This window comes from Vibrio sp. Y42_MX_L11, from assembly GCF_024181785.1.
Lineage (GTDB): Bacteria > Pseudomonadota > Gammaproteobacteria > Enterobacterales > Vibrionaceae > Vibrio > Vibrio diabolicus.
In genome coordinates this window covers 80,483-99,775 of record NZ_JAMZAP010000012.1, presented here as the reverse complement: position 1 = coordinate 99,775, position 19,293 = coordinate 80,483, and the positions used below count along the sequence as shown (strand labels likewise).

Genomic DNA, 19,293 nt, shown 5'->3' with positions numbered 1-19,293 from the left:
GAGCGATGATGAACGAACTATTTGATGCGAAAGAGTCTTTGTCTCCACAGGCACGAGAAGAATCGCTGTTTCAACGTCTGTCAACGTTGATTGAAAATGCAAAAGCCAACAGCGAACATTATGCGGCGCATTTTGCTGAGTTAGAGCCTACGTTGGCGAATAATCGTGAAGGGCTTGCTCAGTTTCCGATTACGCGCAAATTCAATGTGCCAAACCAGCAGCAACTTAAACCGCCGTTTGGTGGTTTAAATAGTGTTGCGGTTGGTCAGATGGCGCGTGTTTTTCAGTCTCCGGGGCCTTTGTATGAGGCACAAACGGATGAGGCGGATTTCTGGCGTATGGGGCGCGCGTTCCACGCAGCTGGGTTTTGTGCGGGCGATTTAGTGCATAACACGCTCTCTTACCATTTCTCGCCTGGCGGATTTATTATGGATGGAGGCGCAAGAGCTTGTGGCTGTGCGGTATTTCCGGCGGGTGTCGGGAATACCGAAGCACAAATTGAAGCGATTAAACAGCTGCAGCCAACGGGTTATACGGGCACGCCTTCTTACTTGCTGACGTTGCTACAAAAGTACCAAGAGAAATATGGTGAGTCGCCGAGTTTTACCAAAGCGCTAGTCTCTGGTGAAGCAGTCACTGCAGACATGCAACAGATGTTTGAGGACAAAGGCATTACAGTCTCTCAAGCCTACGCAAGTGCTGAGCTTGGTTTGATTGCTTATCAAGTCACAGGCGAGCAAGGCTTGGTGATTGCCGAAGATATTATCGTTGAAATCGTTAATCCTGATGGCATTCCTGTACAACCGGGAGAAGTCGGTGAAGTAGTCGTGACATCGCTCGATGAGAAGTTTCCGCTGATTCGCTACGCAACGGGAGATTTATCGGCATACCTAGAAACGGGCTCGGATTCGCCACGCACGAATGCGCGAATTAAAGGCTGGATGGGGCGTGCGGACTCAGCGGTGAAAGTGAAAGGCCTGTTTGTTTATCCGCATCAGATCCAAGAAGTCTGTCGTCGCCACGATATTAAAGGCTCCTTGAAAATTGAGCGTGATGGCTTCAACGATACCATTACTTTCTGCTGTCATGATGTTCATGTATCAGCAGAGGACATTCAAGCAACACTCCAGTCTGTCACTAAACTGAAAGGCAATGTCCAGTTTGTACCGAACCAAGCGGAGCAGCCGTTAATCAATGACCTGCGCAGTTAACCCATCATTGTAAAACGCATTTATAAAAAGCTAACAACGTAAAAATCAAAGGCTAGGAGAGGGGATACCACATTGTGCTGCGTATCCCTTTCTTTTTGTGCCAGTACAATCAGGAGGGCGATAAATGAAGCAGGCACCGACCATCAATCAACAGTTTTGGGATAATTTGTTTACCCAAGGCACCATGCCGTGGGATGCAAAAACCACACCTCAAGAGCTAAAAGCTTACCTAGAAAACGCGCTTCATAGCGGTCAGTCTGTATTTATCCCTGGCTGTGGTGCTGCTTATGAACTCAGCTCTTTTATTCAATATGGGCATGATGTGATCGCGATGGATTACAGCCAACAAGCAGTAAAAATGGCGCAATCGATGTTAGGCAAGCACAAAGATAAAGTCGTGCTGGGGGATGTATTTAACGCTGACTCTACGCACTCATTTGATGTGATTTACGAGCGTGCCTTTCTCGCTGCACTACCGAGAGACCAGTGGCCAGATTACTTTGCTATGGTGGATAAATTGCTGCCAAGAGGCGGTTTGTTAATTGGTTATTTCGTTATAGATGATGATTACCACTCTCGCTTTCCTCCATTTTGTTTGCGAAGTGGGGAGTTGGAGGGTTATCTAGAACCGACGTTTAAGCTTGTGGAATCCTCAGTGGTGGCAAACAGTGTTGAGGTTTTTAAAGGTAGAGAGCGCTGGATGGTGTGGCAGAAAAGTTGCCGTATTTAAACGCTATGGCATCAAATAATGAATACAAAATCAGCGTCACATAATGCATCTTTTAAAGACAATTATTCTTGTGGTAACGATAAGTGTTGTGAATTGGCGAAGTTGTGAGAAATGTAGATCATGTCCTTTGAAAACATAAGGATATATAATATGGACAAATCATTTTCTCTCATCGATAAGCCTACCTTCTTAGGCTCACTCTTTCTTTTACTCAGCGTCGTTATACCTTTAATTTTATTTCCCACACAAGGTGCGGATTGGATAGCTTCGGCCAAATTTTTCATGACCGATAAGCTTGGTGTGTTATACCTCGCACTGGGTATCGCAGCAATGTGTTTTATGATTTACACGGTGTTCAGCGATCTTGGCCAAATCAAACTTGGTGAAGCCGACGAGCAACCAGAATTTGGTAACGCCTCATGGGCTGCAATGCTATTTTGTGGAGGTATTGGTGCAAGTATTCTGTATTGGGGGTGTATCGAGTGGGCATACTACTATCAATCACCACCATTTCAGTTGGAAGCAGGCAGTGAAGAAGCCATTCGCTGGGCCGCGACTTATGGTCTGTTTCACTGGGGACCGATCGCTTGGTCAATTTACCTTATTCCTGCTCTGCCTATCGCTTACTTCTTTTATGTACGCAAACAACCTGTTTTGAAAATCTCTAGTGCGTTAATGCCTGTATTAGGAGAAAAGCGCGCAAACGGTGGTATTGGCAAGTTTATCGATGTGCTGTTTATTTTTGGTATGTTGGGTGGCGCGGCGACTACGCTTGGCTTAGCAGCGCCTCTTATCAACGGTGGTCTACATCATATCTTCGGTCTTCCAAACAATACCTTCAGCCAAGTGGCTGTATTACTTCTCTGTACTGCGATTTTTGGTTACTCCGCGTATGCAGGGCTTGAGAAGGGGATCAAATTCCTTAGTAACATTAACTTCTGGGGTGCGATGGGCTTGTTACTCTTTGTACTTGCCGTTGGGCCAACCGTGTTCATGTTAGAAACGGGCTTAGATTCTATTGGTCGTATGTTGTCTAACTTCTTTGTTATGGCAACCTGGGCGGAGCCGTTTGGTGGTTATGGTGAGTTTACAGATACACACTTCCCGCAAGACTGGACTATTTTCTACTGGGCATGGTGGTTGGTCTTTGCTCCTTGCATGGGATTGTTTGTTGCGCGTATCTCGCGTGGAAGAACGATCAAACAGATGGTCGTAGGTTCTATATTTTACGGTTCTTTAGGTTGTTTCTTATTCTTCATTGTTTTAGGTAACTATGGTTTATCGTTGCAATTGACGGGTGAGCTTGATGTCATCGGAATCCTCAACGAATCAGGCGCACCGGCGGCTATTTTTGCAACGTTAGATACACTACCGTTAGGGCCAATCGTTATTGGTGTTTTTACACTGTTGTGTATCATTTTTACGGCGACGTCGTTTGACTCTATCTCGTACATTCTTGCGTCTGTGGTTCAAAATGATGTGACGGAAGAACCGATGCGCTGGAACCGTTTGTTCTGGGCGTTTACTTTGTCTTTTCTGCCAACCGTCCTAATGTTCATGGGAGGTTTATCGACATTACAAACCGCTGCGATCGTGGGCGGTTTACCGTTGTTAGTTATCTCGGTGATGTTGATGGTGTCCTTTGTTCGCGCGGCGAGCCTAGATATTAAACATCAAGCAGAATACGAAGAGCCAACCATTAACATTGAAGAACTGCCGGAAATTGACCCTTGGTCAACAGAGGGAATGGCTTTGGCGAAATTTGAGCGCTTTAAAGACTTAGCTCAACAGGCGGCTGAAGAAGAGCGCGAAGCAATGGCGGCCCTGATGAGCATGCGTAAGAGAATTCGCGCATTTGCCTTAGAACATAGTTGTGAATCTGGGTTTTCGGACCATCATTTACCAGAAGAGATGCAAACAGAGCTACAGCAACTAACCGAAGCGCTTGAGTTGGCTCAACAGAAGAAACAAGAACTGTCTGAACAAGCCCAAGAATCTCGAATGGAATTTAATCATGTGTTATTAGGCGGCGCGTCGGCAGGTTTAGCAACGTCGCAGGCTTAAGAACAGACACACAAGAGCCGAGTACAAACTCGGCTCTTTTTTTGGCGTGGATACCTTACAGTTAAAAATCCTGCTCAGTCAGTGTTAATGCTTATACTATTTTAGGTTGACCATCTGATGCGGTGGCACCGCCGTCTACAGGTAGGTTTACGCCATTAATGAAAGATGCGTCATCACTTGCCAAGAAAGTCACGACGGACGCAATTTCTTCAGGTTCGGCGGCTCGGCCGAGCGCAATGCGCTCATTGAATTTATCGCGGATTTCCTGCGGCCAGCCGTTCGTCATGTTGGTTTTTACTAAGCTTGGGCATACGGCGTTAATTCTTACGCCCTCCGCACCATGGTCCAATGCCATCGCTCTAGTAAGGTTGACCACAGCGCCTTTACTCGCGCAATAGAATGCGGCACCCCAGTCACCACCCAAACCAGAAACGGACGCGGTATTCACCATACAACCTTTCGTTTTTAAGAGTTCAGGTAACGCAAACTTCGCGCAATAAACGACGCCGTCAATGTTTACACCAGAGATCTTCTTCCAGTCTTCCACACTACCTTCAATCACGGAACCTGGGACATGTACACCAGCATTGTTTACTAAAATATCCAGTTTACCGAAACGGGTAACAACATCAGAAATCAGTGCTGCGACTTTGTCTGGATCAGAAACATCAATGGAATGCGCAGACACACGCTGTTTATCAAAGCCCTCAACGGCGTTTGCCAACTGCTCTTCATTCCAATCGGCAAGAGCGACGTTTGCGCCTTCTTCATACAAACGTTTTGCGATGGCCAAACCAATACCATTGGCAGAACCAGTGACGAGTGCGACTTTATTTTTTAATCCTCTCATGCGATTTCTCCTTCGAAACTTACAAAAACGGGATCTTGATTTTTCTCTGTGCGCGGCAACATCAGTTTGTCGTTGTCGCTGTAATCTACGGGGATAGCCACCACTGCTGGTCCTTCAACGTCCATGGCTTTATTCAATGTCGGTAGCAATTCGTGTTGACTAGTTACTGCGAAGCCTTTCGCGCCAAATGATTCGGCGTAGGCCTTGAAATCAATTGGTCCAAATTTCACACCAGAGCAGCGCTGATATTTGTTGATCTCTTGCATTTCTACCATGTTGTAGGCGTTATCAACCCACACAATATGGACGATATTGCAGTTCAGTCTAACCGCGGTTTCTAACTCCATGCTCGATTGCATAAAACCGCCGTCTCCCGATATCGATACCACTTTGCTGCCAGGTTTCAGTAGGCTGGCACCAATGGCCCATGGCAGTGCAACGCCCATCGTTTGTTGGCCGTTAGACACCAGCATTTGGCGAGCTCGAAAACAACTTAAGTAACGAGCGATCCAGATGTGGAAGCTCCCCATATCAAGACATAACGTGGTATCTGGTGTGATGATAGATTGCATGGCTTTAATCAGTGCCAGTGGATGAAACCCTTGCTTGTTATAGACATTGGGATAGGTCTTGATCACTTGCCGTTGCAGTGCTACCTCTTCCAGTACTGAAAGTGCCGTTGGGGAAAGGCGAGCATATTCAGAGATATAGCTGCCCATTTTGTCTAATGACTGCGCAATGTTTCCGACGATTTCAACACAAGGCTGATAATTAAGTTGGTATTCTGCCGGTTCAATATCGAGATGAATCACTGGGTTGCGGTGGCTGTTCCAAAGCTCAGGGTCATACTCTATTGGGCTAAAGCCGATGGTGAGAATTAAATCGGCATCACGCAGTAAAACATCGCCGGGTTGGTTGTTAAATAAACCAACACGACCAGCAAAGTGGTGATAGTAGTTGATGTCTACCGTTCCGGCGGCTTGGTAAGTGCCGACAACGGGTAGCTGCGTATTTTGAAGAAATCGGGCGATAGCAGCAGCGTTTTGGCTGCGGCTCGCGTGAAGGCCAAGTAAAACCACACAGCGCTTTGCTTTACTGATTCGACTGACCGCTTCTTCGATTGCTGCGATGTCTGCGCAACCATGCTGTGTATAAGGCGAGGGGACAATAATGTCCGTTTGGGTTTGCTCGGATAAAACATCTTGGGGGAGACTCAAAAAGCAAGCCCCAGGACGACCTGACTCTGCGATACGAAATGCGTTCGCCATGATCTCGCTTGCGGCGTCCACATGCTGCACTTCAGCACTGAACTTGGTTATAGAGCGAAAAATACTGACGGTATCCATGCTTTGGTGTGTTTGTTTTTGCTGGTCAGTTCGTTTCACCGCACCACCGATAGCAATCAGCGGATCACCTTCGGAGTTTGCTGTTGCCACTCCTGTAACTAGGTTTCCACAGCCTGGACCTGACGTAACCATTGTGACGCCTGCTTTGCCGGTTAGTCTTCCCATAACGCCCGCCATAAACGCGCCGTTAGCCTCGTGACGTACAGGAATCATTTGGATGTTAGTGTCTTCAATCGCATCGAACAGTCGATCGATTTTTGCACCGGGAATACCGAAAATGTACTTAATGCCGAGAGACTCTAGCTGTTGAGCGATCAACTGAGCTCCATTTTTATTTGAAGGTTTGGATTGCATTTGTTGTCCTTATTATTTGCCTGACTTTGTTACTTTTCCGCCTTTTCTATAGCGGTATTTATATCTTCCGGAGCCAAATTGGCACTGAGGAAGTCTGTCGATACCGGGGTATCAATCACTAGCCGCGAGACTTTGCCAATCTGGAGGAACCCTGACGAAATGCTGTAATCCTGAATATGACCACCTCCTTGGCGGTCATCGGTAATAAAGTGTTCGTGATAGCCGGGCACATTGATGCCAGTCGTATATTTAGGACTGCGAAAGCCGGCGACCACGCCTTGCTTATGCGTGAAGCGGAACGTTGGTTGTTCTTTGACCACTTCAAGCATTGGCCGATAAGGGCGTGTTTGTTTAGGTACGGTGCGAGTACGAACTGAATCGAAAACGCCATCAATGCGCACTGCGCAAAATAGGTTATCGCTTGGAACCATGTCGTCTATGAGGCTATGGACTTCATGACGTGACATGCGCGATGTCAGTGGCAGCTCGATATCAGGCTTAAAAAAAGTCATGACAGCAAAGGGCGTTCTTTGCGCCAGGTCTGCCGGGTTTGCGGAGCCATCGGACTTGAGTTGAAAAACTTCCTTATCAAAAGCAATCAACTCACCATCCAATTCATTGAACGTACCTAAACCAAAATCCCCATGTTTCAGCAGTTCTTCTATGGTTGTTGAGCCTTCGTAAACACCAGCGATCAAAGCACTCATTAACGAAGTCTGATAAATCTCACCATCTCCGGTAACGTGATGGTATTCAGAAAATTCTTTCGCTACTTCAAGCGAACAAGCACATAGAGGGTTATAAAATCCACGCATGAGTAAGACCAGTTATGCAATGAAGAGTATATTTAGATTGACTTCTACACGGTGCTAAATCCAATATAAAAAAGATTTATTTTGATATGGAAAATATATGGAATTTCGCTACCTGAAGTATTTTGTCGCGGTCGCCGAGACTCGTCACTTTACCCGAGCCGCTGAACAGTTAGGGATTGCGCAACCTCCTTTAAGTCAACAAATCAAAAAGTTAGAGCACGAGCTTGGTGTGGACCTATTTAAGCGCTTGTCTAGAGGGGTAGAACTGACCCATGCTGGGCAAGTCTTCTATACGGATGCGGTAAATATTCTTGCTGATGTGGAACGCGCTAAAGCAAAAGCCCGACAGATTGCCCGTGGTGAAAATACGCAGGTTAAAATCGGGTTCGCAACGTCAACATCAACCTGCATTAAGGTATTAGAGAGGGTGGGGCGTATTCAAGAGAATGGGGTTCATTTACAGACGGCGGAACTGTCAATGCCAGAGCTTGCCACTCAGTTAAAAAGCAAACAACTTGATCTCGCAATCATGCGGCTACCCTGCTACGCCAGTGAGCCTTTTGAGCGCAAGGTGTTGTTTAACGACCCGTTTGTCGCGGTGATTCCGGCGGGGAACGAGCTGGCAAAGTATCCCTGTATCCAGATGAAACAGTTGAGAAGCCATAAAATTTTACTGTTTCCACGAGAGACTGGACCTGCATTGTTTGATGGTATGAGCACACTTTTTGCCGACGCAGGAGTAAGGCTCGAACCACAGTTTGCAGCACCGCAACTTCGTACGACGATTGCCATGGCGCAGGCTGGGTTAGGCATTGCTATCGTTCCACGTTCACTGGCTGAACATCTCGATGATTCTGCGACAGTCGCCGAGATTGATGATATCCCCGTAACCAGTCGTGTTGTCGTTGCTTGGGAGGCGTCTAATCTCAATAAGCTGGCGTTAAAAGTAGTCACGAACATTAGTCATGTTGAGGCTTAAAGATGAATTATCGAACTGGCTCTGATAGCCCCAGGCAAATGTGATACTCTCCCTCGCTATATGCAAAGCTATGCTTTGGTTGAATAGACAAACCTTACTCAACGAATAGAACTTACTGAGGATGTGCCAATGATATACGCTGCGGTCTTTGATATGGACGGGTTGCTGATTGATTCAGAACCTTTGTGGAAGGAAGCGGAAAAGCAGGTGTTTTCATCAGTTGGCGTTCAGGTGACCGAAGTACTGTCAAAGCAGACTGCAACGATGACGACAGGTGAAGTAACAAGGTTTTGGTATGAACGTAATCCTTGGCAAGAAAAGAGCCTAGAAGAAGTAGAGAATGCTGTTGTGGATAAAGTGGAGGCATTAATAATTGAAAAAGGATGCGAATTAGAGGGTGTTACAGAAACACTCAAATGGCTTAAGGAAAAAGGGTTTAAGATAGGGCTGTCTACTAATTCACCTTATCAACTCATTCCCACCATTTTGAACAAACTCGGTATTGCCAGTTACTTTGACGCGATATCATCGTCAGACGATGTAGAACAGGGCAAGCCAGAGCCAGATGTCTACCTTTCAACAATCAATAAACTAGGTGTAGATTCAAGTAACTGTATTGCCTTTGAAGACTCTTATTCGGGTATGCTTGCGGCAACACGAGCAAACATAAAAACAGTCGTGATACCTCAACCTGATAAGTTCTACCAAGAGTTTAATGAAGCCAGTCTAAAGCTGCAAAAGCTATCAGAGTTTAATGAAAGCCATTTAGTGGATTTAATAGGATAAAGCTATTCATTACGATTGGTAATATTTATGACAGATGTCATACCATATGGAGAACTTTGATGAGACATTAGTTGCTTATGTGTAGGAGTGGTGAGGGATGAAATGAAGCTTAATGTCGTTGCATATTTGATCAAAGAAGGCTACGAAGAGGCCGATATAATCAACCCTAAGAAACAAGAAGAAAGGTGAAGTGCACTTGCCCTTTTTTTCAAAAGTAAACCTGCGTCATCACAGTAGACGGTTACAAAACATGGGTTTACGGTTGAACTAGCCAAGATAGATGCATAAAAAGACTAACAAAGCATTTAAGAGGGACTCCCGAGGCTTGTCATTTTTAGGTTTCGTTTTTGGTTTCGGGTTAATGATAGCGTTGTTCACAACTTAGTGCAGCGTTAAACCGCAAGGATGATGGATGATTAAAGCGCAAGTATATGATGTATTTTGTGATGAATTGGCTCAAGGTAACCCTTGTGGCGTTGTCGAACTAAATCACTGGCTGAGTGATTCTGAGTTACTTCAAATCACTCATCAGGTCGCTCAACCTGTCACATCATTTGTGGTTCAGGCTGGCAGTGACTACCACATTCGCTGGTTTAGCCTAGAAGGAGAGATCAACCTATGCGGACACGGAAGTTTGGGCGCAGGCGCTGCAATCATTTCCAACTATCATAAGAACGAGGTCATTCTACAAAGTCAGTATGGTCATGTTACCGTTACTGAACTGGATGGAATGTACAGGATCGTGATGCCAAGTTGGCAAGCCAAGCCTCATGTCATCCCCTTGGATATTTCAGGCTTCTCAAATCGCCCCGTAGATGCTTTTACAACGCGTGATTTGGTTGTTGTTCTTGAATCAGAAGATGATGTTGTTCGCTATCAACCTAACTTTGATGAGCTGATTAAAATTGATGAGTTTCATGCTGTCATCGTGACGGCTCAAAGTTCTGATAGTGGCTATGTGCTGCGTTACTTTGCACCTAAAATCGGTATTTCAGAAGATCTTGCCACAGGTTCGGCTCAGTGCTCATTAGCGCCTTATTGGTTTGAAAGGCTGGGCAAACAAAAATTGACGGCTCGTCAGCTATCTCGTGCTGGTGGTTATTTTGAAGTGGCTCGTTGTTCAGAATCTACTATCGTATTGTCTGCACACGTAAAAAGTCGCACTTAACTTTAAACGCCTCTAGCTCTGACTAAGAACCGGAGGCGGTCGATTTTTGATTGTCCTATAAGTGCCTAGCTAAGATTTTAACCCTGCAGCGGTCATCATGACGCGAAATAACATAGATACTAACCCTAATGCAGCGACGCTAACGATCCAAAATACTAACCCTAATGCAGCGACGCTAACGATCCAAATTCCAACCATCCAAGCCCATTGGCGGCACCAATTTTTGACTTTCATACTCACTCCTTATCAACTCGTTAATGGTACGCTTCGTCTTCTTTCACTTTTCCAGAGAAGACGTAGTAACTCCAAAAGGTGTAAGCCAGAATGATCGGGATGATGATCACCGCTCCAACGAGCATAAAGCGTTGACTGCTTGCAGGAGCGGCTGCTTCCCATATTGATATGCTAGGAGGAATGATATTTGGCCAGATACTGATGCCAAGCCCAGCGAACCCGAGAATCACGATAACCAATGCCATCACGAAAGGGCTGCGCTCTTTACGCTTTGTAACGGAGTCGGCAATCTTCAAACATACCAGCCCAGTAATGACAGGTACGGGCAGTAAGTAGAACAAATTAGGCAGAGAAAACCACCTTTCCGCAATGGAAGGGTAAGCAAGTGGGGTCCAAGCGCTCACAATGACTAATGCGGAGATCATCGCCAGCAGTGTTTTGTTAGTGAAGCGGTACATCGTGTTTTGCAGTTCACCTTCCGTTTTCATGATGAGCCATGTGCTACCAAGCAGCGCGTACGTTGCGACTAAACCCAAACCACAAAAGATGGGAAAAGGGGTGAGCCAGTCTAGTTGGCTACCTACGAAAACGCGGTTTTCCACCGCAAAGCCCTGAATTACCGCGCCGACAACGATGCCTTGGAAAAACGTGGTTAACATCGAGCCGACCATAAAAGAGTGGTCCCAGAACTTTAAGTGGTTTTCCAATGCTTTAAAGCGAAACTCAAATGCTACGCCACGAAAGATCAAAGCAATCAACATCAGTGTTAAAGGGATGGTTAGCGCTTCAATAATTACCGCGTAAGCCATCGGAAAAGCGCCAAATAGAGATGCGCCTCCAAGCACAATCCAAGTTTCGTTGCCGTCCCAAACTGGCGCGACACTGTTGACCATGACGTCTTTTTGTTTTTCATCCTTGATGAAGGGCATCAGTATTCCAATACCCAAATCGAAGCCGTCCATGATGATGTACATCAAAGTGGCAAAAACGATGATCGCGAACCAAATCACGGATAAATCAAAATGCATACTTTCTACCTTCACTTTGTGACAAATTCTAGATGCGGCCTGAAACGGTCGTCATGTCGTGCTCATCGTGTTCGATTGCATCGGGGCCTTTCTTGATTTGGTGGATCATGTAGTAATACCCAAAACCAAACACCAAGCTGTACACAACAAGGAAACACAGCAGGCTGATGCTCATTTGTAGGCCTCCGTGTGCAGAAACCGCATCACGCGTTTTTTGTACGCCATACACGACCCAAGGTTGCCGACCAACCTCTGTCGTAAACCAGCCAGCGAGTATTGCGATAAGACCAGATGGCCCCATAAATAATGAAAACTTGAGGAACCAACGCGAGGTATAGAGCGTGTTCTTTTTTCGTAGCCACATGCTGTATAAGCTTTGAAAAATCATCAGGAGTCCTAGCCCGACCATGATTCGAAATGACCAAAAGACGATAGGTGAGTTCGGTCGTTCCTCTTTCGGGAAGTCTTTCAGCGCCGGGATTGGCTCAGTTAAACTGTGGCGTAGGATCAAACTTCCTAGAACAGGAATTTCTAAGGCATAGTCTGTGCGTTCTTGTTCCATGTTTGGCATGCCGAACAATATCAATGGGGTTGGTTTGCCATCGCTGTTATCCCAATGTCCTTCGATGGCGGCGATTTTGGCGGGCTGGTATTCCAGAGTGTTTAGCCCGTGCACATCGCCAATCACGGCTTGGAGTGGCGCAAGGAACACTAAGATCCCGAGCGACATAGAAAACATGGTTTTTACCGCAGTCGATTGATTGCCTCTCAATAAATGCCAAGCGGCTGACGCGCCTACAAAGAGTGCTGAACTGACGAAAGCCGCGACGCTCATGTGCGCCAAACGATAAGGAAATGAAGGATTGAAAACGATAGCAAACCAGTCGGTTGGCACCACACGTCCGTCGACAATTTCATAGCCTTGTGGCGTTTGCATCCAACTGTTGGAGGCGAGAATCCAGAACGTCGAAATGATCGTTCCTAACGCCACCATCGAGGTTGCAAAAAAGTGCAGCTTTTCGCCGACGCGACGCCACCCAAACAGCATTACGCCAAGAAATCCGGCTTCGAGAAAGAAAGCCGTTAACACTTCATAAGTCAGTAATGGGCCTGTGATAGAACCAGCGAAGTCGGAGAAACCACTCCAGTTGGTGCCGAATTGATAGGCCATGACAAGACCAGATACAACACCCATTCCAAAGTTAACCGCAAAAATTTTCGACCAGAAGTGATAGAGCTTTTGGTAATCGGGATTACGTGTTTTTAGCCATAAGCCTTCCAGCACGGCGAGATAGGTGGCCAAACCTATGGTGATAGCGGGGAAAATAATATGAAAGGATACCGTAAAGGCGAACTGTATCCGTGCAAGCATAAATGCGTCGAGGCCAAACATTAAACTTCCTTTGATCTTTTAAGTTTTATGAGAGGGCTATTTTAAAAGGAGCGGAATGAGGGAAGTAGGTACAGACAGTGACTATAAACCTATAACAGATTAAATATTGAAGTGTTATTATTTTGAATTCAGCTTTATGGAGGGGGATCCGCGTGTGGCGAAGTATCAAGAGTTAGTGGAACAGCTTAAAAGGCAGATAAAATCGGGGATATGGCATCCGGGTGACAAGCTGCCTTCTCTGCGTCGCCAATCTGAACACTCGGGTTTAAGTTTGATGACGGTGTTGCATGCCTATCAAATTCTGGAATCTCAAGGCTGGGTGACGTCACAGCCGCGCTCTGGTTATCGAGTCGCTCCCAATATTAAGAGTTCAAATGAACCCCAAGCGCCAGCCGCGGTTTCGTGGACAGAGCAGGTAGACATCAATGAGTTTATCTTTGATGTGCTGCAGGCGAGTAAAAATCCATCCATGATCAATTTTGGCTTTGCCTATCCAGATCCAAGTTTATACCCACGCTATCACGTGAATCGGGCGATGGGCGCAGCCGCTCGCAATATGCCGATTTCCACCACCTTTGATAACTTACCGCCGGGAAACGAACAATTACGCACCATCATCGCGAAGCGTTATGCTGCGAAAGGCATTGAAATTTCACCCGATGAAATTATCATTACGGCAGGCGCGCTGGAGGCGTTAACGCTCAGTTTGCAAGCCTGCACAAGACCGGGAGATTGGGTGGTTGTGGAGTCGCCTGCATTCTATGGCGCATTGCAATCCTTAGAGCGGTTAGGTTTGAAAGCGCTCTCAGTAAGAACAGACCCAGTCACGGGTATTGACCTAGATTCATTGGAACGAGCGCTGCAAACACACGATGTGAAAGCATGTTGGCTGATGTCGAACTTCCAAAATCCTCTGGGTTTTACGCTCTCCGACGAGAAAAAACAAAAGCTGATTGAACTGACACAGCGATATAACGTGCCAGTGATTGAAGATGATGTGTACAGCGAACTGCATGCCGGGAATGACTCGGTTTACCCACTAAGAATGTTTGATGACACGGGCAATACCATGTTGTGCTCCTCGTTTTCAAAATCATTAATCGCAGGGCTACGTATTGGTTGGGTTGCGGCAGGAAAGCGGGCGCTAGAGGTACAAAAGTTACAGTTAATGAGTACATTAGCGACGAGTGCACCAGTGCAAATGACATTGGTGCACTATTTAACAAGCCGCAATTATGAATCGCATTTGAAGCAGTTACGAAAAAAGCTGTTTGAACGTAAAAGTAAGATGACGGATCTGCTTAGTGAGCTGTTACCTGGAGAAGTCAAAGTGTTAAGCCAAAGCGGCGGGTACTTTATTTGGTTAGAGCTTCCCAAGCATATCGACGCCTTGCAGATATATCGAGAAGCGCTAAAAGATAATATCAGCATCGCACCGGGAAAGATGTTCAGCCTGACAGAACAATACGATCACTGTATTCGTCTTAACGCTTCTTTTGAGCTTAATGACAAATACGTTCATGCTCTCAATTTGCTTGCCAACATTATTCGCGATCATTTGGCAAAATAGCGACTTTCTTCAGTTTTTGGGTTTAATGGAGCGCGCCGGATTTCCAGCAACTCGATTGCCTGGCGCAACATCTTTGGTTACGACAGAGCCAGCGCCGATGACGGCCTCATCGCTAATGGTCACGCCTGGCAGTATGATTGCGCCCCCACCAATCCAAACGTTATTGCCGATTTTTACCGGCTTGGCGATCTCATCTCCGGCTAAGCGTCTTTGCGTATCGAGTGAATGAGCGGCTGTGTAAATTTGCACTCTAGGCCCAATCATGACGTTCGCGCCAATCTCAACCTGCCCATTGTCCAGAATAATGGCATCCCAGTTGATGTAGGTGTTTTCCCCGATGGACAAGTGGTAACCGTAGGTAAGTTGAAGCGGTGGCTCTATACAGGCGCTGTTTTCTAATTGGACGCCCATCTCCGCCAATAGTTGTCTACGGATACCTGGGTTTGGCTCGTGGTTAAATTGGAAGACAAGCTGCGCAGTTTTGGCGCGCATTAGCTTTAGTTCTTCATCCAGACAATTGTAGGTTTCTCCAGAGCGCATCCGAGTCAGTTCTGACATAACAATCATTCCATTAATGGTTTGCAGTTGAGGCCACAATGATAAGTGAGTGTTTCAGTCAATAGGAGGTTTTTATTATGAAATCAGATGTTTATCACTGATTTATATTCAATAGGTTAGTTTTGAGTAAGCACTCGTTAAGAGTCATTCAAATAGAGAAGTGAAGTGAATTGGGTAAGTTCCTTTTAGCAGGGGAGGAAAGTATAGATTGGATGTCGCTTTCCTCTCCACAGCTTGATTTGGAGCATTTATTGGCTGTCCCACATCACTTCGCATTCTTCTTTAATTGCCGATTTTAAAAGCTCAATAAGTGGAAATGCTCTGCGTCCTAAACTGACCGTTTGTTCCTCTTGCTCCTCATCTTCTTCCATTGCTTGACTGTTGTTCTTCTCTATCGCTTCTTGTGCTGCGAGAGCGGAGGTCAATCTAGATAGAGCATCAGGGATGTCTTGAGCGGAAATAGACCCTGGTACTGAGCCACTATGGCCCATCATTTTGATCATCTTTATCGCAATATCGCCAAACATAGTGACGTTCGAGTGGCTATGGCAACGAAATGTAATAAGCATTTACCTGCTCCTGTTTTAGGTGTTCATTTGAGTATAAATGGTATCTGAGACACGAGGCAATTTAATCCGATAATTCGCAATCTTTCAGATAGCTATCTATCTTTAACGAAAGACAAACATAAGGAGATGATTTTGTTGAACTCCCAACTAAAGACGTTGATTTGGCGGCTTCACAAGCGAATATTTACGTTGCTTATGATGTTATGCACATGGTCACCTTCTGTCGTTGCTCAACCTTCCATTGTTTTTGGTGTCGTACCGCAACAGTCGGCGACCAAACTAGTGCAACAATGGCAGCCATTACTGCAACGCTGGGGAGATCTTGCTGGCGTTGAGATTAAGTTTGCCACGGCACGTGATATTCCCACGTTCGAAGCACGCTTGATGGCTGGAGCCTACGACATTGCATACATGAACCCATATCACTTTACCTTGGTGAATCAAAACCCAGGTTATACGGCTTTAGCAAGAGCGAAAAATAAGCGCATTACAGGCATTATTGTAGCAAGGCGAGGGAAGCCGGTTTCCCTTGATGAGCTGCAAGAAAAGACCATCGCTTTTCCTGCTCCACGAGCATTTGCTGCCTCTATCATCACACAATCAGAGTTGGCGCAGAAAGGCATCAAGTTTACGCCTAAATACGTTGGTTCGCACGACTCAGTCTATTTGGGGGTACTTAAAGGTTTGTACATTGCTGGTGGTGGCGTGAAGCGTACCTTTGAGAGCTTACCGAGTGAAATAAAAGACCAACTTAGCATCATTTATACAACTGCTGGTTATACGCCTCATGCTATTGCGGTTTCAAATAATGTCGATGAAGAGATTACTCTTGCCTTACGAAAGGCAATTTCGCAACTTAATGATGATCCAAAAGCACAGGAGAGTTTTACTTTACTCAACATTGACGGGTTACAGCTTGCACAAGACCAAGATTGGCAAGATGTTGTTCAATTGGGAATCTCAAGATAAATGGTTGTCCTATGACGCTGCGTTCGAAAACGATACTTGGCATTGCTCTTATTGAGGCCCTTGCGCTCGGTGTACTCATCATTAGTGGGCTTAATTGGTTGGAAAGTTCCAACGAGACTAGCCTCGAGGTTGGGAGCCAACACTTGGTGAGTGTATTTGCTCAGGCGTCGAGAGATGCGGTGATTGCGACGGACTTAGCCTATCTAGACAGTTTTGCTCGTTCTGTCGTGAGTGAGCACGAGCTGGCTTATATTCGTATTGTTAATCAAGATGGCGTCGAGCTGACGCTACAGGGGGATTACAGCGGTGTTGATACTGGTGTGAGACCGTTTGATGTGACCGATGGAGTTTACGATGTTGCGCAAGAGATTACTCTTGGAGAGCAGACTTTCGGTAAGGTTGAAATGGGTGTGAATGTTGAACATGTACATCAAGTTCTTTCATTTGCGACTCATGCAAGTTTGGTTATCGCCTTTATTGAAATGTCGCTGGTGGCGATGTTTTCGTATGCTCTCGGTAGCTATTTGATGAAGCGGCTCGATCTTCTTCGTACTGGGGTAATCAAGGTTTCACAGCAAGGTCCGGGTTCGCAAATTTCGATTTCAGGCAATGACGAAGTTACACGTGTTGGCGAAGCGTTTAACCAAATGTCACGCTCTTTAGCGCAAGCGCAAACTAAACTTCAGCAAGAGCATCAAACCCAGCAACAGTTATCGGCCAAAATATCGCAGCTTGCTGAGGTTGCTGAACATGCGCGTGATACCATCATCATTACTCACCCTGACGGCACTATTGCATGGGTAAATCCTGCGTTTGAACAGCTAACCGAATATACGTTGGAAGAAGTTATTGGCAAATCGCCGGGCGAGTTACTCCAAGGGCCAGACACAGACCCAAATACGGTGGCATTGCTCTCAAAAAGTGTCCGTAAGCACTCTCCTATTAGGGTTGAAATACTCAACTATACCAAGTCGAAGCACCCGTATTGGGTCGAGTTGGAGCTCTCTCCTGTGTTTGATGAAGATGGCGGGCTGTTACGTTTTATTGCGGTAGAGCGTGACATCACCGACAGGCGCAGGATGGAGAGGCGTCTGTCGTCTGCTTTAGATAAATCGAAAAAGGCGATGCAAGCCAAATCGGAATTTTTGGCGAACATGAGCCATGAGATTCGCACCCCAATGAACGCGATCATGGGGATCAGCGAGATATTGCTTGAGAACGAAAACCGTCGAGAGCCAAGGGAGTTATTACTCTTGCTGCACAAATCTGCCAACAACCTTGTGACGATCATTAACGACATCCTCGACTACAGCAAAGTAGAAGCGGGCAAGTTGACGTTAGTTGAAGAGGAGTTTGACTTGCGTTCACTCGTCGAGAGTTGCACCGCTTTGTGTGCCTATCAGGCGGATAAAAAGAACCTTAAGTTGTTGGTTGATATGCCATTGTCTATGAATACGGTCGTGGTCGGCGATAAAGGTCGGATTAATCAAATCTTGCTTAACTTGATCGGTAATGCGGTGAAATTCACGGATGAAGGTCATGTGCTACTCAAAGTCAGAGAAAGTGAGCACGGTTTTGATTTTTCCGTGAGTGATACGGGCATTGGTATTCCCGAAGATCGATTGGCTCATATTATGGATAAGTTTGAGCAGGTTGATACCTCCGCGACAAGACGCCATGAAGGTACAGGCTTGGGGTTGGCAATCTCAAAACGTTTGATCAGCATGTACAACGGCGAGCTTTGTGTGCATTCGGATTTTGGCAAAGGGTCGTGTTTTAGCTTTAGTTTGCAGTTGCCTAAGCAAAGTCAGCTTCTTTCCGAACCGATAGAGCTGAGTGCAAATCGACTATTGTTGATTGATGATTATCAACCGCGCGTGCAACACTTGATACATTTAGCTCAAGAGATTGGCATTGAAGTTACTCATGCCAACGATTGGTCAACTGCGCAGTCTTTGGGTAAAAAATTGGATGGTTTTGATCGTATCCTCGCGAGTGTAAACAATGCTCAAGATAGAGATGCGCTTTATGAGCTTGATGCGACAGAATCCGCCGCCAAACGGGTACTGTTCCTTGCACCTTGCGTGATGGAGGAAGGGCAGGCATGGTCGTGCGAGCGGGATCGTTTATTGCCGCAACCGGTCACGCAGCATAAACTGCAAGCTCTGTTTTCTGCCAAGATACAAAAGCGTCGAGAACTTTCCTCAGATGAGAACCCTGACTTTTCTAGCCTGCACCTATTAGTCGCAGAAGACAGCCATATCAATCGAATATTGATTGAAAAAATGTTGCAAGACACAGGTGTTAAACTGACGTTGGCGGAAGATGGTGTTGAAGCCGTTGAACTTTATAAACAGCTTTCTCCGGACTTGGTGATTACCGATATTTCTATGCCAAACAAAGATGGTTTTGGCGTGACAAAAGACATTCGTGAGTTACAGGAAAGTGGTGCGTTTCCTTGGTGTCCAATCGTCGCGTTTTCCGCACATGCGATGCAAGAGCAGCAACAAAAAAGTATCGCATTAGGTATGGATGATTACCTGACAAAACCAGTTCAGAAAAGTGATTTGCTTAATATGATCGCGAAGTGGGGATGCCACACCCTTGCAGAGGAAAAGCACGCTTCTGTTTAGTGTTTCGGTTAGATTAAATCGGCTCAAAAAAACGAG

The 19,293-nt window shown here is 46.0% G+C and carries 18 protein-coding genes; 10 read left to right on the top strand and 8 right to left on the bottom strand.

The features are described from left to right. Positions 1-8: 8 nt before the first annotated feature. The 3 genes from NL643_RS13725 to NL643_RS13715 all read left to right on the top strand — a co-directional run bounded on the left by NL643_RS13725 (position 9) and on the right by NL643_RS13715 (position 4,005). Positions 9-1,211 (top strand): phenylacetate--CoA ligase family protein, encoded by a 1,203-nt coding sequence (locus NL643_RS13725; protein ID WP_253644613.1) that lies wholly within the window; start codon positions 9-11, stop codon positions 1,209-1,211. A 124-nt stretch (positions 1,212-1,335) separates the two neighbouring features. Continuing rightward, a complete protein-coding gene (locus tag NL643_RS13720) occupies positions 1,336-1,941 on the top strand; it encodes a methyltransferase domain-containing protein (RefSeq protein WP_253644612.1) in 606 nt (201 codons plus the stop codon). A gap of 150 nt (positions 1,942-2,091) precedes the next feature. Then, positions 2,092-4,005, top strand: a complete 1,914-nt coding sequence (locus tag NL643_RS13715) for a BCCT family transporter (RefSeq protein ID WP_253644611.1) — start codon at positions 2,092-2,094, stop codon at positions 4,003-4,005. A 91-nt stretch (positions 4,006-4,096) separates the two neighbouring features. Here the strand turns inward: NL643_RS13715 and NL643_RS13710 are convergent, their stop codons facing one another. From NL643_RS13710 to budA, 3 genes are read right to left on the bottom strand one after another with little or no spacing between them, the layout of a single operon-like run. Continuing rightward, the gene (locus NL643_RS13710; RefSeq protein WP_005392589.1) at positions 4,097-4,855 is read right to left on the bottom strand and encodes an SDR family NAD(P)-dependent oxidoreductase; all 759 of its coding nucleotides are present in this window, start codon (positions 4,853-4,855) and stop codon (positions 4,097-4,099) included. After that, the gene (alsS, locus tag NL643_RS13705; RefSeq protein ID WP_182036081.1) at positions 4,852-6,555 is read right to left on the bottom strand and encodes an acetolactate synthase AlsS; all 1,704 of its coding nucleotides are present in this window, start codon (positions 6,553-6,555) and stop codon (positions 4,852-4,854) included. The genes NL643_RS13710 and alsS overlap by 4 nt, the downstream gene beginning before the upstream one ends. 29 nt (positions 6,556-6,584) lie before the next feature. After that, a complete protein-coding gene (gene budA / locus NL643_RS13700) occupies positions 6,585-7,370 on the bottom strand; it encodes an acetolactate decarboxylase (protein ID WP_253644610.1) in 786 nt (261 codons plus the stop codon). Positions 7,371-7,467: 97 nt separating this feature from the next. Here budA and NL643_RS13695 point away from each other — a divergent pair, with 97 nt between their 5' ends. The 4 genes from NL643_RS13695 to NL643_RS13685 all read left to right on the top strand — a co-directional run bounded on the left by NL643_RS13695 (position 7,468) and on the right by NL643_RS13685 (position 10,303). Then, the gene (locus NL643_RS13695; protein WP_253644609.1) at positions 7,468-8,349 is read left to right on the top strand and encodes a LysR family transcriptional regulator; all 882 of its coding nucleotides are present in this window, start codon (positions 7,468-7,470) and stop codon (positions 8,347-8,349) included. A 129-nt stretch (positions 8,350-8,478) separates the two neighbouring features. After that, on the top strand, positions 8,479-9,135 hold the full coding sequence (hxpB, locus tag NL643_RS13690) for a hexitol phosphatase HxpB (RefSeq protein ID WP_203347538.1): 657 nt from the start codon (positions 8,479-8,481) through the stop codon (positions 9,133-9,135). Positions 9,136-9,325: 190 nt separating this feature from the next. Continuing rightward, entirely contained in the window at positions 9,326-9,406 is an 81-nt protein-coding gene (locus NL643_RS22775; RefSeq protein WP_309474313.1) for a hypothetical protein, read from the top strand. Between the two features lie 141 nt (positions 9,407-9,547). After that, on the top strand, positions 9,548-10,303 hold the full coding sequence (locus NL643_RS13685) for a PhzF family phenazine biosynthesis protein (RefSeq protein WP_203347537.1): 756 nt from the start codon (positions 9,548-9,550) through the stop codon (positions 10,301-10,303). 69 nt (positions 10,304-10,372) lie between these two features. On the opposite strand, the gene NL643_RS13680 is transcribed toward NL643_RS13685, so the two are convergent. Genes NL643_RS13680 through NL643_RS13670 form a run of 3 tightly spaced genes read right to left on the bottom strand, consistent with a single transcriptional unit; the run spans position 10,373 to position 12,958 of the window. Continuing rightward, positions 10,373-10,537 carry a DUF2474 family protein gene (locus NL643_RS13680; RefSeq protein WP_253644607.1) on the bottom strand — a complete coding sequence of 55 codons (165 nt, stop codon included), beginning with the start codon at positions 10,535-10,537 and terminating at the stop codon, positions 10,373-10,375. Positions 10,538-10,557: 20 nt separating this feature from the next. After that, on the bottom strand, positions 10,558-11,565 hold the full coding sequence (cydB, locus tag NL643_RS13675; RefSeq protein ID WP_203347536.1) for a cytochrome d ubiquinol oxidase subunit II: 1,008 nt from the start codon (positions 11,563-11,565) through the stop codon (positions 10,558-10,560). A 28-nt stretch (positions 11,566-11,593) separates the two neighbouring features. Continuing rightward, positions 11,594-12,958 carry a cytochrome ubiquinol oxidase subunit I gene (locus NL643_RS13670; RefSeq protein ID WP_253644606.1) on the bottom strand — a complete coding sequence of 455 codons (1,365 nt, stop codon included), beginning with the start codon at positions 12,956-12,958 and terminating at the stop codon, positions 11,594-11,596. Positions 12,959-13,094: 136 nt separating this feature from the next. On the opposite strand from NL643_RS13670, the gene NL643_RS13665 reads away from it, so the two are divergent. Beyond that, positions 13,095-14,528: a PLP-dependent aminotransferase family protein gene (locus tag NL643_RS13665; protein WP_301339124.1), complete on the top strand. Its 1,434-nt coding sequence runs from the start codon at positions 13,095-13,097 to the stop codon at positions 14,526-14,528. A 9-nt stretch (positions 14,529-14,537) separates the two neighbouring features. Here the strand turns inward: NL643_RS13665 and NL643_RS13660 are convergent, their stop codons facing one another. Then, positions 14,538-15,086, bottom strand: coding sequence for a sugar O-acetyltransferase (locus NL643_RS13660; protein ID WP_253644604.1), 549 nt, complete (start codon positions 15,084-15,086; stop codon positions 14,538-14,540). A 248-nt stretch (positions 15,087-15,334) separates the two neighbouring features. Further along, positions 15,335-15,655 carry a DUF1840 domain-containing protein gene (locus tag NL643_RS13655; protein WP_005392576.1) on the bottom strand — a complete coding sequence of 107 codons (321 nt, stop codon included), beginning with the start codon at positions 15,653-15,655 and terminating at the stop codon, positions 15,335-15,337. 132 nt (positions 15,656-15,787) lie between these two features. Between NL643_RS13655 and NL643_RS13650 the strand changes: the two genes are divergently transcribed. Further along, entirely contained in the window at positions 15,788-16,624 is an 837-nt protein-coding gene (locus NL643_RS13650; RefSeq protein WP_367651909.1) for a phosphate/phosphite/phosphonate ABC transporter substrate-binding protein, read from the top strand. Positions 16,625-16,635: 11 nt separating this feature from the next. Further along, positions 16,636-19,257, top strand: a complete 2,622-nt coding sequence (locus tag NL643_RS13645; protein ID WP_253644602.1) for an ATP-binding protein — start codon at positions 16,636-16,638, stop codon at positions 19,255-19,257. The last annotated feature ends 36 nt before the right edge of the window (positions 19,258-19,293 follow it).

Coding starts and splice junctions, on each gene's coding strand:
- NL643_RS13725 (WP_253644613.1), top strand. CDS start 9: ATGAACGAACTATTTGATGCGAAAGAGTCTTTGTCTCCACAGGCACGA.
- NL643_RS13720 (WP_253644612.1), top strand. CDS start 1,336: ATGAAGCAGGCACCGACCATCAATCAACAGTTTTGGGATAATTTGTTT.
- NL643_RS13715 (WP_253644611.1), top strand. CDS start 2,092: ATGGACAAATCATTTTCTCTCATCGATAAGCCTACCTTCTTAGGCTCA.
- NL643_RS13710 (WP_005392589.1), bottom strand. CDS start 4,855: ATGAGAGGATTAAAAAATAAAGTCGCACTCGTCACTGGTTCTGCCAAT.
- alsS (WP_182036081.1), bottom strand. CDS start 6,555: ATGCAATCCAAACCTTCAAATAAAAATGGAGCTCAGTTGATCGCTCAA.
- budA (WP_253644610.1), bottom strand. CDS start 7,370: ATGCGTGGATTTTATAACCCTCTATGTGCTTGTTCGCTTGAAGTAGCG.
- NL643_RS13695 (WP_253644609.1), top strand. CDS start 7,468: ATGGAATTTCGCTACCTGAAGTATTTTGTCGCGGTCGCCGAGACTCGT.
- hxpB (WP_203347538.1), top strand. CDS start 8,479: ATGATATACGCTGCGGTCTTTGATATGGACGGGTTGCTGATTGATTCA.
- NL643_RS13685 (WP_203347537.1), top strand. CDS start 9,548: ATGATTAAAGCGCAAGTATATGATGTATTTTGTGATGAATTGGCTCAA.
- NL643_RS13680 (WP_253644607.1), bottom strand. CDS start 10,537: ATGAAAGTCAAAAATTGGTGCCGCCAATGGGCTTGGATGGTTGGAATT.
- cydB (WP_203347536.1), bottom strand. CDS start 11,565: ATGCATTTTGATTTATCCGTGATTTGGTTCGCGATCATCGTTTTTGCC.
- NL643_RS13670 (WP_253644606.1), bottom strand. CDS start 12,958: ATGTTTGGCCTCGACGCATTTATGCTTGCACGGATACAGTTCGCCTTT.
- NL643_RS13665 (WP_301339124.1), top strand. CDS start 13,095: ATGGAGGGGGATCCGCGTGTGGCGAAGTATCAAGAGTTAGTGGAACAG.
- NL643_RS13660 (WP_253644604.1), bottom strand. CDS start 15,086: ATGTCAGAACTGACTCGGATGCGCTCTGGAGAAACCTACAATTGTCTG.
- NL643_RS13655 (WP_005392576.1), bottom strand. CDS start 15,655: ATGCTTATTACATTTCGTTGCCATAGCCACTCGAACGTCACTATGTTT.
- NL643_RS13645 (WP_253644602.1), top strand. CDS start 16,636: ATGACGCTGCGTTCGAAAACGATACTTGGCATTGCTCTTATTGAGGCC.